The sequence below is a fragment of the Pseudomonas sp. UBA1879 genome (genome assembly GCF_002338065.1).
Lineage (GTDB): Bacteria > Pseudomonadota > Gammaproteobacteria > Pseudomonadales > Pseudomonadaceae > Aquipseudomonas.
Genome location: NZ_DDHJ01000018.1, coordinates 161,771 through 174,367, shown reverse-complemented (window position 1 = coordinate 174,367; position 12,597 = coordinate 161,771). Strand labels below are relative to the sequence as shown.

Annotated in this window: 11 protein-coding genes; 8 read left to right on the top strand and 3 right to left on the bottom strand. The window is 63.3% G+C overall.

The window, feature by feature from the left end:
* Positions 1-173 precede the first annotated feature (173 nt).
* Together B3N48_RS21015 and B3N48_RS21010 are read left to right on the top strand one after the other, a co-directional pair.
* A complete protein-coding gene (locus B3N48_RS21015; RefSeq protein WP_296187100.1) occupies positions 174-1,889 on the top strand; it encodes an amidase in 1,716 nt (571 codons plus the stop codon).
* A 132-nt stretch (positions 1,890-2,021) separates the two neighbouring features.
* Complete coding sequence (locus B3N48_RS21010) at positions 2,022-2,771, top strand: creatininase family protein (protein WP_296187098.1); 750 nt, start codon at positions 2,022-2,024, stop codon at positions 2,769-2,771.
* Between the two features lie 11 nt (positions 2,772-2,782).
* Here the strand turns inward: B3N48_RS21010 and B3N48_RS21005 are convergent, their stop codons facing one another.
* The gene (locus B3N48_RS21005; RefSeq protein WP_296187096.1) at positions 2,783-3,646 is read right to left on the bottom strand and encodes an aldo/keto reductase family oxidoreductase; all 864 of its coding nucleotides are present in this window, start codon (positions 3,644-3,646) and stop codon (positions 2,783-2,785) included.
* Between the two features lie 124 nt (positions 3,647-3,770).
* On the opposite strand from B3N48_RS21005, the gene B3N48_RS21000 reads away from it, so the two are divergent.
* From B3N48_RS21000 to B3N48_RS20985, 4 genes are all read left to right on the top strand, one after another.
* Complete coding sequence (locus B3N48_RS21000; protein ID WP_296187095.1) at positions 3,771-4,679, top strand: LysR family transcriptional regulator; 909 nt, start codon at positions 3,771-3,773, stop codon at positions 4,677-4,679.
* A gap of 264 nt (positions 4,680-4,943) precedes the next feature.
* Complete coding sequence (locus B3N48_RS20995) at positions 4,944-7,301, top strand: putative bifunctional diguanylate cyclase/phosphodiesterase (RefSeq protein ID WP_296187094.1); 2,358 nt, start codon at positions 4,944-4,946, stop codon at positions 7,299-7,301.
* Positions 7,289-8,194, top strand: coding sequence for a phosphate/phosphite/phosphonate ABC transporter substrate-binding protein (locus B3N48_RS20990; protein WP_296187093.1), 906 nt, complete (start codon positions 7,289-7,291; stop codon positions 8,192-8,194). Before B3N48_RS20995 ends, B3N48_RS20990 begins: the two co-directional genes overlap by 13 nt.
* A gap of 76 nt (positions 8,195-8,270) precedes the next feature.
* Positions 8,271-9,041: a class I SAM-dependent methyltransferase gene (locus B3N48_RS20985; protein WP_296187092.1), complete on the top strand. Its 771-nt coding sequence runs from the start codon at positions 8,271-8,273 to the stop codon at positions 9,039-9,041.
* A gap of 91 nt (positions 9,042-9,132) precedes the next feature.
* Here B3N48_RS20985 and B3N48_RS20980 read toward each other — a convergent pair whose 3' ends face one another.
* Positions 9,133-9,987, bottom strand: a complete 855-nt coding sequence (locus tag B3N48_RS20980; RefSeq protein ID WP_296187090.1) for a LysR family transcriptional regulator — start codon at positions 9,985-9,987, stop codon at positions 9,133-9,135.
* 146 nt (positions 9,988-10,133) lie between these two features.
* On the opposite strand from B3N48_RS20980, the gene B3N48_RS20975 reads away from it, so the two are divergent.
* The gene (locus B3N48_RS20975) at positions 10,134-11,003 is read left to right on the top strand and encodes a DMT family transporter (RefSeq protein ID WP_296187570.1); all 870 of its coding nucleotides are present in this window, start codon (positions 10,134-10,136) and stop codon (positions 11,001-11,003) included.
* A gap of 69 nt (positions 11,004-11,072) precedes the next feature.
* Here the strand turns inward: B3N48_RS20975 and B3N48_RS20970 are convergent, their stop codons facing one another.
* Positions 11,073-11,984, bottom strand: coding sequence for a LysR family transcriptional regulator (locus B3N48_RS20970; RefSeq protein WP_296187088.1), 912 nt, complete (start codon positions 11,982-11,984; stop codon positions 11,073-11,075).
* A gap of 145 nt (positions 11,985-12,129) precedes the next feature.
* On the opposite strand from B3N48_RS20970, the gene B3N48_RS20965 reads away from it, so the two are divergent.
* Complete coding sequence (locus B3N48_RS20965; RefSeq protein WP_296187086.1) at positions 12,130-12,522, top strand: RidA family protein; 393 nt, start codon at positions 12,130-12,132, stop codon at positions 12,520-12,522.
* The last annotated feature ends 75 nt before the right edge of the window (positions 12,523-12,597 follow it).

The following is a 12,597-nucleotide window of genomic DNA, read 5'->3' as shown; positions in this document are numbered from 1 at the left end:
GATGATATTACAGAACGTTCCCTCTGCCGCCGCTTCCTCACTTGGTGTTAAATATGGCACCGGATTACCAGTACAGCGCGCGTCGGCCCCTGCCTGGAGGCGCGCCATGAAACGGAAAGCATGATGACCAGCCTATTCAACACCTGCTCTATTCCGCATTCGGCGGTGGCCGCATGATCGACGTCACCGAAGTCTCGATCGCGCAACTGCGGGCCGCCCTGACGTCTGGCGAGACCACCTCAGTGGACTTGGTCAAGGCGTATCTGGCACGGATCGACGCCTACGACGGCCCGCAGACCGCGACCGCCTTGAATGCGGTGGTCGTGCGCAATCCCGATGCGCTCAAAGAAGCCGAAGCCGCCGACGCCCGCCGCGCCAACGGTCAGTCCCTCGGCCCGCTGGACGGCATCCCCTACACCGCCAAAGACAGTTATCTGGTCAAAGGCCTGACCGCTGCGTCGGGCAGCCCGGCGTTCGTCGATCTGCTCGCCTATCGTGATGCATTCACCATCGAACGCCTGCGCGCGGCGGGGGCGATCTGCCTGGGCAAGACCAACATGCCGCCAATGGCCAACGGCGGGATGCAGCGCGGTGTGTATGGCCGCGCGGAAAGCCCGTACAACGCTGACTTTCTCACTGCACCCTTCGCGTCCGGGTCTTCCAACGGCGCGGGTACGGCGACAGCAGCCAGCTTCGCAGCGTTCGGCCTGGCCGAGGAAACGTGGTCAAGCGGCCGTGGCCCGGCATCGAACAACGGGCTGTGCGCCTACACACCGTCGCGGGGTGTGATTTCCGTGCGCGGCAACTGGCCGCTGACACCGACTATGGACGTGGTCGTGCCCTTCGCCCGCACCATGGCCGACCTGCTGGAAGTGCTGGACGTGGTGGTCGCCGAAGACCCGGACACCCGTGGCGACTTGTGGCGGTTGCAGCCGTGGGTGCCCATTCCTCCGGTTGCGTCGGTACGTCCGCCCTCGTACGCCGAACTGGCGGTGACGGCCGATGCATTGGCAGGCAAACGCTTGGGCATTCCGCGCATGTACATCAATGCCGACCCCGACGCGGGCACCAGCGCGGCACCGGGCATTGGCGGCCCTACGGGGCAGCGCATCCACACCCGTCCTTCGGTGATCGGTCTGTGGCAAGCAGCGCGCGCTGCCCTGGAAGCGGCCGGGGCCGAAGTGATCGAGGTCGATTTCCCACTGGTGTCGAACTGCGAAGGCGACCGCCCCGGCGCGCCAACGGTGTTCAATCGCGGCATCGTGTCCAAGGAGTTCCTGCACCACGAATTGTGGGACCTGACCGCATGGGCTTTCGACGATTTCCTGCGCGCCAACGGCGATCCGAAGCTGAACCGATTGGTCGACGTCGACGGCCCCAGAATTTTCCCCCACGACCCCGGCACCCTGCCGAACCGCGAGGGCGATCTGGCGGCAGGCATGGATGAATATGTGCGCATGGCCGAGCGTGGCATCACCCCATGGAATGAAATCGAGACCTTGCCGGAGGGTCTGCGGGGTCTGGAAAAAACCCGCAAGCTGGACCTGGAAGACTGGATGGACACGCTGGGCCTGGACGCCGTGCTGTTCCCCACCGTTGCCGATGTGGCGCCAGCCAACGCGGACGTCGATCCGGCGTCTGCAGATATCGCGTGGAGCAACGGCGTGTGGGTTGCCAACGGCAACCTCGCGATCCGTCACCTGGGGGTGCCGACCGTCACGGTGCCCATGGGTGTCATGCCTGACATCGGTATGCCGGTGGGCCTCACCTTTGCGGGCCGCGCCTACGATGACTCGGCATTGCTGCGCCTGGCGTCAGCGTTCGAGGCGACCGGCAGCAGACGCCAAGTGCCACCCCGCACGCCGCCGCTGGAACGAAACGCAGGTTGATGCCGCTCCCCCTGTAGCAGTCCGGCTTGCTGGCGGTGACGATTCCAAAGCCGCGACCGCCGGCGAGCGGTGCTGCTATGCCGGCGCTCCACAGCTTCTGCCATCGCTTTTCAACTGAACGAGGACCTGAATATGCTTCTCCATCTGTCGACGTGGCGCGAGATCGAGCACTTTCTGACGCGCAGCCGCACCATCGTCGTTCCCATTGGCTCCAACGAACAACACGGCCCCACCGGCCTGCTCGGCACTGACTGGATGTGCCCGCAGATCATCGCCGAAGAAGCTCAAAAAGACGCCGACATCCTGATCGCGCCGACTTTCAACATCGGCATGGCCCAGCATCACCTGGGCTTTCCCGGCACCATTTCCCTGCGCCCCTCGACCTTTATCGCCGCTATCGGCGACTGGGCGCGTTCGCTGGCGGGTCACGGGTTTGAAAAAATCCTCTTCCTCAATGGCCACGGCGGCAACATCGCGTCGATCGAAGCCGCGTTCTCGGAGCTGTACGCCGAAGCGAGCTTTGCCCGCCGCCCCGCAGGTTTTGCGCTGAAGCTGTGCAACTGGTGGGATCTGGACGGCGTCGGCAAGCTCGCCCACGAGCAATTTCCCGTCGGCCACGGCTCTCACGCCACGCCCTCGGAAATCGCCGTGACGCAATGGGCCTACCCTGACGCGATCAAGTCGGCCGACTACTCCCCGCAAATCGCCCCAACCGGGCCGATCCGTGAAGCCGGCGACTTCCGGGCACGTTTCCCCGATGGCCGGATGGGCTCGGACCCTGCGCTGGCGACCCCGGAAAAAGGCGGGGAACTGGTGAGGCTGGCGGCCAAAGGCCTGGTGAAGGAAGTCGATGCGTTCAGCCGGGAATCGTTGCCCGGCTGAGTAGCGGTGCCTCAGGCCACGGCATCCAGCTCCGCCAGCAACTCGCCCGGAATCTTCAGCCCTGCCGCCCCCAGGTTCTCACGCAGGTGCGCCACAGATGAGGTGCCGGGAATCAGCAGAATGTTCGGCGCGCGCTGCAACAGCCAGGCGAGCGCCACATTCAGGTGCGAAGCGCCCATGCGCTGGGCCACGCTGGCCAGTACGTCCGACTGCAACGGCGAAAAACCGCCCAGTGGGAAGAACGGCACGTAGGCAATGCCGTATTGCCCGAGTTCCGCGATCAGTTGTTCATCGGCGCGGTGGGACAGGTTGTAGTGGTTCTGCACGCAGACCACCTTGGCGATGGTCTGCGCCTCTTTCACCTGGGCCGAAGAAACGTTGCTCAGGCCCAAGTGGCGGATCAGGCCCTGCTGTTGCATCTCAGCCAGCGCAGTGAAACCCTCGGCGATGGACGCATCGCCCGGCGAGTGCAGGTTGCCCCATACCCGAAAATTCACCACGTCCAATACGTCCAACCCGAGGTTGCGCAAGTTGTCATGCGCAGCGCTCACCAGTTCGGCGGGGCTTTGCGCCGGGTTCCACGACGCATCGTCACCGCGCACCGCGCCGACTTTGGTGACCAGGGTCAAGTCATCGGCGTAAGGATGCAGCGCCTCGCGGATCAATTGATTAGTGACGTGGGGGCCGTAGAAGTCCGATGTGTCGATGTGATTCACGCCCAAGGCCACGGCCTCGCGCAGCACCGCCACGGCGGCTTTCGGATCTTTGGGTGGACCGAACACGCCAGGGCCTGCCAGTTGCATCGCCCCGTAGCCCATGCGCTGCACGTTCCGGTCGCCGAGTTGAAAAGTGCCTGCTTTGCTTGCGTCGCTCATGTCATCTGCCTTTATCAAAGTGAGTGCGGCCACTATAGGCGTTGACCCGTCGCTCGATAATCAGGTGCAATCGGCACAGCGTGTACGGTTAATCGAACAATGGGTGTCCACATCGGGCGGGGATATGGCAGCGGATCTACAAGATTTGATGGCCTACGTGGCCGTGGTCAAGGCCGGGGGCTTTCGTGAGGGCGCAAGGATCAGCGGCAAATCGGCGTCAAGCCTGAGCGATGCCGTCCGCCGCATCGAAGCCGCCCTGGGCGTGCGCCTGCTGAACCGGACCACGCGCAGCGTAATGCCGACTGAAGCCGGTGCGCGATTGATGGAACGCATCGTACCCGCGTTGGGTGAGGTGGAATCGGCGCTGGACGTGGTCAACGATTTCCGGGACCGCCCCTCCGGCACCCTGAAACTCAACGTGCCCGCCAGCGCCGCGCGCCTGGTGTTGCCTGCGATCATCGCGCCATTTCTAAAGGCCCATCCCGACATCCAATTGGAAGTCATCGTCGAAGAAAGCTTTGTTGACATGCTCGCTGCCGGCTGCGACGCCGGCATCCGCTACGACGATCGCCTTGAACAGGACATGATCGCCGTGCCCATCGGCCCGCGCTCGCAGCGCTTCGCCACGGCCGCGTCCCCAGCCTACCTGGCCGCCCACGGCATCCCGCAACACCCTCGTGACCTTCTCGACCACGCCTGCCTGCGCGGCAAATTTCCCAGCGGCTCGATGCCAGTGTGGGAATACGAAAAGGACGGCGAAAGCGTCAACATCGACCCCACCGGCCCCCTCATCGTCCGCATTGCCGGCGCCGTCGACCTTGGCATTCAGGCGGCTGTCGACGGCTTAGGCGTGGTCTACCTGTTCGAAGACTGGCTCCGCCCGCACCTCTACAGCGGCGCGTTGGTGCCCATTCTCGAACCTTGGTGGCAGACGTTCAGCGGCCCCTTCCTTTATTACCCTGGCCGACGGTATGTGCCGTCGCCGTTGCGGGCGTTTTTGGATTTTATAAAGGCCCCTTCGATTTGCCCCTGATGGCGCTGACTCAGGCAACCGTGTAGCGTCTGCCCCCTTGCAAGCCCAGCACCTGGTCCTGACCAGGCAGCACTTTCTGACCAAACCACCGATCCTGCAGGAGCGGCCGGAGGAAGGACGGCCGAAGGCGGAGTGTCACGCGGCTGGCGCCAGCCGATCCACCGCATGCGCTATCCGGACGGCTAGTCGGCGAACACCTCAAGTCACGAACCTGTCACAAAGCAGTATTACTCTGCCATCACCTCGCGGCAGGAAGTACATGCAGTGGTCCGCCGATCGTTCTCCTCCCTCAGTTTTCTCCAAGGCTTGTTAATGACGTTGTGCGCCGCGACGCTGGTGTTTCTGTGGGCGCTTTACGGCCAGCAGAAAGCCACGTCGCACCGCGAAGCGCTCGCTGCCAAGTCGGCGGAACACCTTAATCTGGCGACCATTGCCGCTGAAAACCTGCGCCAGTTAGTTGACCGCGCACAAGCCATCGGCCGGGTCACACGCAGCGACATGGAGGACCTCGGTCAGCGCCACCGGGGGCTGGTGCGCATGCTCGCCGAAGACCCGGTGTTCAAACGCATGAGCCTGTACGACAGCGGCGGGAGCCTGCTGTCCGCCAGTCATTTCGACGAACCGCGCCAGCTCCCGAACGAGTGGCTGACGCAACTGCAACAGCACGCCGAGCGTTACGGTTTCAAGGCGCTGCTGCCCAGTGCCTCCCTGGCCGAAAGCAGCCCGCTGGTGCCAAGTTGGCGCCTGCCGTTTCTGCTGCCGCTGGTGGACTCGGCCACGGGCAGGATGGACAGCATTCTCGTTGTGCAGCTGGACGTGGGCTACCTCGCGGCGCTGTTCGAACACATCGACCTCGGGCAAAGCGGCATGATGCGTTTGCTCGACAACGACGGTCACGAACGCCTGCGCATCAGCAGCAGCGGCGTCATGGTATCGGCGGTGACGATGGCCCCCGAGCTTCCCCTTGACGGCGAAACCACCGGCCTGCTGACGCAGGTGTCGAGGGACACTGCCTTTCAGAGCATGTACCTGCGCGTGCCGCAGCGCGGGTTCAGCGTGGTGGTGAGTCAGGCGGACGACGACATTCTCGCGTCCTCGCGCCTGACCTATAAACGCCAGCTGTGGCTGAACCTGTTCATGACGCTGGTCATCCTCGGCAGCCTAATCTGGACCCTGCGCGTGCTGCGCAAGCGCCAGGAAGCGTTCAACGCGCTGGAGCAGGCGCAACAGGTCAATCAGGAGTTGATCGGGCGTCTGGAAGACGAACACCGACGCAGCAGCCACGCCGCGGCCACCGACCACCTGAGCGGGCTGCACAACCGCCGTCAGTTCCTTGAGGTCGCAGCGCGCACGCTGTCCAGCCAGCGGGGTAAGCGACGGCTGATGGCGATCCTGTTCATCGACATGGACCGCTTCAAATCGATCAACGACTCCCTCGGCCACAAGGTCGGCGACATGCTCCTGCAAGCCGTGGCCGGACGCATCGGTCGCCTGCTGGACCCGGACGACGAGGCGGCGCGCTTTGGCGGCGACGAGTTCGTCGTGCTGCTGGCCGGCGAACGCACGGAAGAACAGATCGACGGCTGGGTGCGCGGCCTGGTGCAAAAACTGTCGGCAATCTATTCCCTCGGCGAACACGAAGTCACCACCAGCCCCAGTGTCGGCGTGAGCATTTGCCCGCGGGACGGCCAGGACGTCGAGGATTTGATCCGTAGCGCCGATGCCGCGATGTACTCGGCCAAGCGCGCGGGTCGCGGTCAGTACCGCTTCTTCGACCCGTCGCTGAACGTGGCCGATGTTGAAGAGTTCATGCTGGAACAGGCGTTCGGTCACGCGTTGAGCGAGCGCCAGTTTGTGTTGCATTACCAGCCGCAGATTCGTCTGGACGCCATGGTGGTCGACGGGTACGAGGCGCTGGTGCGCTGGGAACACCCTGAATTCGGGCTGCTCTTTCCTGACCGTTTCATCTCGCTGGCCGAGCGCAGCGGCTTCATCATCGCACTGGGTTGGGAGGTGCTGCGGCTGGCGTGCGAGACCCTCGAACAGTGGCGCAAGGAAGGCCGGCAACTGCGCCTTGCAGTCAACGTCTCGGCCTTGCAGCTGCATCAGGCCGATTTCAGCGACCGGGTGCTGGCCAAACTGTCGCGGCACAGGATTCCCGCGCAGTGGATGGAGCTGGAAATCACCGAAACCGCGCTGCTCGATCAGGAAGGTCGCGCGGTTAAGCATTTGCAGCGCTTGCGCGACGCGGGGATGAACATCAGCCTTGACGATTTCGGCATGGGCTACGCCGGCTTTGCCCATCTGCAATCGCTGCCGCTGACCAAGCTGAAAATCGACCGTACGCTCATCGCGCCGCTGTCCAACACACCGGACGACAGCCCCATCGTTTCTTCCACCATCATCCTCGCCAAGCGCCTGGGCCTGACGGTCGTGGCCGAAGGCGTGGAAACTCGCGAGCAGGTGGTGTGCCTGAAGATCGCCGGGTGCGACGTGGCGCAGGGGTATCACTTCAGCCGTCCGCTGGCGGCGGCGCAACTGGCCGAATACCCGCCCTTCATGGACGCGGCAGCCGCGAACGTTACTCACACGGTTGCGACGGAAACCCCATGCGTGCAGTGAACGGCGTCATCACGGTGCTGACCGCCTTGATGTTCAACGCGTGTCTGGCAGCGCCCTCCCCCACGGCCTCCGCCTCGACAGCGCTGTGCACGCAGCAGAGCCTGCGCATCGCGGTGATTCCCAAGAAGAGCATGGACGCCTTGCTCGACGAGCAAAAACCGTTGATCGAACGGCTCAGCAGCGCCACCGGCATTCCGGTAGAAATCGTGCCATCGTCCTCCTATGAAAGCGTGATCGATGCCATCGTCTCCGGCGGCGTCGACATTGCCTGGCTGGGCCCGGCGTCCTACATACTGGCGTACCGCCGCGACCCGCGCATCGAGCCCTTTGCCAGCCTGACCATCAACCATGGCTTTTTCACGCCCGCCGGCCATCACTATCAAGCGCTGTTGTTGGCGCGTCCCGAGGTGGCGACCGACATCAATGGCTTGAGGGGGAAAACCGTGGTCTTGACCGACCCGGCCAGCACCTCGGGGAGCCTGGTGCCGAACACCGAATTCTCCCGGGTGACCGGCCTGCCGCTGGCACAGTTCTTCGGCTCGATCGCCTATTCGGGCTCTCACGACAGATCGCTGGACGCGCTGATCAATCACAAAGTGGACGCCGCGTTCGTGTCCAGCGTGAGGGCCGATGAATACCTCGCCGACGGGCTGATTCAGCGGGACACCTTCAAGGTCCTGTGGCGCTCCGAGCCGATTTACTACGATCCCTTCGTGTTCAGCGGCAGCGTGTGTGGCCCGCTGAAAGAGCGAGTGCGCGCCGCGATGCTGAACGATCAGCAAGGGCTGTCGGGGTTTCTGGATTCGCAGAAGGCCTCCGGCATCGTTCCGGTGAGCCATGCCGAATACGCCCCGCTGTTGCGCATGATGCAGGACCAGACGGCGGCGCCATGATTGCCACTTTCATCTTCGGTGGGGGCAAACTGGCGCATAATCCGCCGGCCACCTTTCTACGATGAGGGTCACTGAAATGTCAGTCGTTCACAAAGCGGCTCAAGTGGGGTTTTCGACGCAGGCCGGCACCTACACCCAAGGTCGTCCGGATTACCCGCACGAATTGAGCCTTTGGCTCAAGCGTATGTTAGGCATCAACGAACAGACCTCAGTGGTAGACCTCGGCGCCGGCACCGGCAAGTTCACCCGCCTGCTGTCGCCGTTGACCAGACACCTGACCGCCGTCGAGCCTGTCGAGGCCATGCGTCTGGAGTTCGCCAAAGCGCTGCCAGACACCCCCGTCATGCCCGGCACCGCAGAAGCGCTGCCCCTTCCCGACAACACGGTGGATGCGGTGGTCTGCGCCCAGGCTTTTCACTGGTTCGCCAATCAAGCCGCACTTGCCGAGATCCATCGGGTGCTCAAACCGGGTGGTCGATTGGGGCTGATCTGGAACGTGCGGGACGAGTCCGTGGACTGGGTCGCGGAGATCACTCGCATCATCACCCCGTACGAAGGCGACACCCCGCGTTTTCACACCGGCCAATGGCGTCTGCCCTTCAACGGTCCTCACTTCGCTGCGCCCGAACTCAGCTGTTTTACCTACGGTCACGTCGGACCCGCGGAAACGGTGATCATGAACCGCTTCCTGTCCGTCAGCTTCATCGCCGCGCTGCCTGACGCCGAAAAAGCCGTGGTCGCCGAACAACTGCGTGACCTGATCAAGACCCATCCCGCCCTGCGCGGCCGCGACAGCATCGAGTTTCCCTACCAGACCCAGGCCTACCTGTGCCGCCGGCTGGACTGACCCGAGGAATCTTCCATACGCCACCGTTCTTGTAGGAAACCCCAGAGGGACGACGGCAGCGATCCACAACTCACCATCGAGAACCTGCAAACTACAGCCGAAACGACTGCTGCATCGCCCGCGCAAGTACGTCCACCGCTTCATCCCCCCGCGACGCTGCGCTGCGCATGAAAACGATGTCGTGGTCCGGAATGGTCGGCAGGCCGTCGAGGATCTGCATGCGTTCGGTGACCTTGCCACGGTCGATCAGGCTGACGGCCAGCCCCGCTTCCACGCAGGCTTTGACGGCCTGATTGGAAGGGCTCTCAAGGACGATGCGCAAGCGGCGACCGGTGGCTTTGAGGGATTCGGTCATGGCTTCGCGGTAGGGACATTGCGGCGCGTGAACGGCCAGTGGCAGAGGATCGTTGAGTGCCACGGTGCTGTTCGCCGGTCCGACCCAGACCGGGGTGGTCGACATCAGCAGCTGGGTGTCGGGGCCAGATTCTCCCTTGATCTGCGCCACCACGGCCGCTTGCAACTTGCCGCGCCGAACCCACTCGCGCAGGGCATAGCTTGGCCCGGTCTTGAGCTCCAGCACAACGTTCGGCCAGGCCGCGGCGAACGTTGGCAGAATGTCGCGAATGACGTGGATCGCGTACTCGTCAGGCACCCCCAGGGTGATGCGTCCCGCCAGATCAGTGCCATGCAGATCGGCCAGCGCCTGGTCGTGGGTGCGCAACAGCTCGGCGGTCGAGACCAACAGCCGCTTCCCCAGCACTGTCAGGGAAATGGACTGATTGTCGCGGTGCAACAGCCGCCCGCCTGCCACTGCCTCCAGACGCTGAATATGCACGCTCACCGCCGCCGGGCTTTTGTGCAGCTGCTCGGCGGCTGCGCTGAATTTGCCGATGCGCACCACCGCATGAAAGGTGCGCAAAAGATCGATGTCGAGAATGGCCGTCATGATTCAATCCTGATGAACAACTGATGCACGATATTTTGATTTATTAGACTACGCCGGTTTCGTAGTCTTTGGGAATGAGCCAGCCCATCCCGATTCGAGACGACCACGCGACGCGCCTTTCCTGGCGCCAAACCCTGCCGCTGCCTGTGCTGGAGGCAGGGCTGCTGCTGACCTGGAGCTCCGGGTTCATCGGAGCGCGCTTTTCCATCGACTACGCCCCGGCACTGCTGGTGGTGTTCTGGCGCAGCGTCGTCGTTTCGCTTCTGCTGCTGCCCTTCGTTTACAAGGCGCTGCTGAAGACGCCGGTTTCTGTCCTGCTGAACAATGCGGGGATCGGGTTGTTGGCCATGGCGGGTTACCTGACCGGCGTCACGCGAGGCATTGAGCTGGGCGTCCCGGCGGGGCTCGCCGCCTTGTGCGCCGACCTGTTGCCACTGGGCATGGCGCTGCTGGCAGCAATTTTTCTCGGCGAGCGGTTGGTGCGTCAGGTCTGGATGGGGCTGATCGTCGGACTGATCGGCGTACTGTGGGTCACCCATGGCGCCTTGGTGCTGGGCGATGCGCCGCTGTGGGCCTACGGTTTGCCGGTGGCCGGGATGCTGTCACTTGCGGTCGCAACGTTATGGCAGAAACGCGCCAGCGCGTCGCCGTCCATGGGCCTGCTGCCCAACCTGTGGTTGCAATGCTTCGTCTCCAGTTTTGCCTTCGCCGCCATCGAGGGCAGCCAAGGCAGCCTGGCACCGATTCCCTCGGCGGGGTTTGCCCTGAGCGTGCTGTGGACAGTCGGCCTGTCGACCCTCGGCGGCTACGGCTTGTACTGGATCTGCCTGCGTCGCAGCACAGCGACCCGCGTCGCCAGCGTCCTGTACCTGAGCCCGCCGATCACCCTGCTCTGGGCCTGGGCCATGTTCGATGAGCCATTGTCCTGGCCAATGGCAGCGGGGATGGCCATTTCCGCCATCGGCATCGGGCTGGTGGTGCGCGCCGAGGCCCGGCAAAAGGCCAATGGATCGTGACCTAAAACCGTCGCTCGATACCCGCGAGAGATTCGCGCCTTTGAACGCGCCTGGAGCGCCAGGTGAGGTTTACGGAGTCGCTGCCTGCTCAGCCATCAGTTCGACGATCCAATCGATGAACACGCGCAATTTCAAGCTGATGTGCCGGTTGGGCGCATAGGCGACGTACATCGGCATCACGTTCAGTTGCCAGTCCTCGAACAGCGGAATCAGCGCCCCCTGCGCCACCGACCCACTGGCCATGTAGGTCGGCAGCCACAGCACTCCCAGCCCCGCCAGACCCGCGGTGATGTACGCGTTGCCGTCGTCCACCACCAGACCATGGCGGCTCTGCACGCGGACCGTTTCGTCCCCGCGTTGCAGTTCCAGCGGAAACAGCTTGCCGGTGCGCGCCCAGCGATAACCGACAATGCGGTGATGCGGCGCTTCCAACTCATGGGGATGGTTCGGCGTGCCGTTGCGTTGCAAATAGTCCGGCGCCGCATAGACCCGCAATTGCAGGTCGCCGATATGACGGGCCATCAGCGACTGGTCGGTCAGTTCGCCGCCACGCACCACGCAATCGACGTTTTCGCCAATCAGGTCAACCATGCGATCGCTCACCCCCAGGTCGATCTGGATATCCGGGTAGCGCGCCTGAAACGCAGGCAGCGCCGGGATCAGAATGAAGCGGGCGAACGGACTCGGGACATCCACGCGCAATCGGCCTCGGGGCAAGGCCGCCGCGGCCGACAGGCTGGTTTCGGCATCGTCGACGTCGGCCAGCACCCGCACGGCCCGTTCGTAATACACCGCGCCATCAGCGGTCACGTTCACTTTGCGCGTGGTGCGGTTGAGCAGCTTCACCCGCAGGCGCGCTTCCAGTTGTTGCACGAGTTGGGTGACGCTGGTCTTGCTCATATGCAGCGTGGTGGCGGCTTTGGTGAAACTGCCGGTTTCCACCACCCGCACAAACGCCTGCATTGCGTCAAATCGATCCATGGCGACTCCGAAAAATCAGCGGGATTGTTTGGTAATCCCAAACAGTGCTGATCAAGGTTGCGCGTTTATCGGTCGGGTGCAAGGCCTTTACAGTCGCCTCATCGTTAATCAAGGGTCAGATCCGACCCACCGATGGAGGCTTCACATGACTGTTCGCGACGTTGTTTTCCCGCCTGGGCGCCAAGCGCTGTACGAGCGCAACCGCTACTCACCGGCCATCAAGTCCAATGGCTTTCTGTTCGTGTCCGGCCAGGTCGGCAGCCGCGAGGATGGCTCGCCTGAACCTGAGCTGAAAGCGCAGGTGCGATTGGCCTTCAATAACTTGAATAAGATTTTGAAAGAGGCTGGCATCACCTTCGACGACGTCATCGACGTGACCGTGTTCATCGTCGATCCGCAGAAGCGATTCGAAGAAATCTGGGAAGTCGTGCCCGAATTCTGGGGCGTTGCGCCGCATCCGACGATCACGGCAGTCGGCGTGACGTGGTTGTATGGGTTTGATTTCGAGATAAAGGTGATCGCGAAATTGCCGGATTGAAACGACGGCAGCGATGGCGATCAATCAGGCGACGGCTTTCCATCGCCTGATCCACCGCTTCGCTGCCGTCGTTCC

Coding starts and splice junctions, on each gene's coding strand:
- B3N48_RS21015 (WP_296187100.1), top strand. CDS start 174: ATGATCGACGTCACCGAAGTCTCGATCGCGCAACTGCGGGCCGCCCTG.
- B3N48_RS21010 (WP_296187098.1), top strand. CDS start 2,022: ATGCTTCTCCATCTGTCGACGTGGCGCGAGATCGAGCACTTTCTGACG.
- B3N48_RS21005 (WP_296187096.1), bottom strand. CDS start 3,646: ATGAGCGACGCAAGCAAAGCAGGCACTTTTCAACTCGGCGACCGGAAC.
- B3N48_RS21000 (WP_296187095.1), top strand. CDS start 3,771: ATGGCAGCGGATCTACAAGATTTGATGGCCTACGTGGCCGTGGTCAAG.
- B3N48_RS20990 (WP_296187093.1), top strand. CDS start 7,289: ATGCGTGCAGTGAACGGCGTCATCACGGTGCTGACCGCCTTGATGTTC.
- B3N48_RS20985 (WP_296187092.1), top strand. CDS start 8,271: ATGTCAGTCGTTCACAAAGCGGCTCAAGTGGGGTTTTCGACGCAGGCC.
- B3N48_RS20980 (WP_296187090.1), bottom strand. CDS start 9,987: ATGACGGCCATTCTCGACATCGATCTTTTGCGCACCTTTCATGCGGTG.
- B3N48_RS20970 (WP_296187088.1), bottom strand. CDS start 11,984: ATGGATCGATTTGACGCAATGCAGGCGTTTGTGCGGGTGGTGGAAACC.
- B3N48_RS20965 (WP_296187086.1), top strand. CDS start 12,130: ATGACTGTTCGCGACGTTGTTTTCCCGCCTGGGCGCCAAGCGCTGTAC.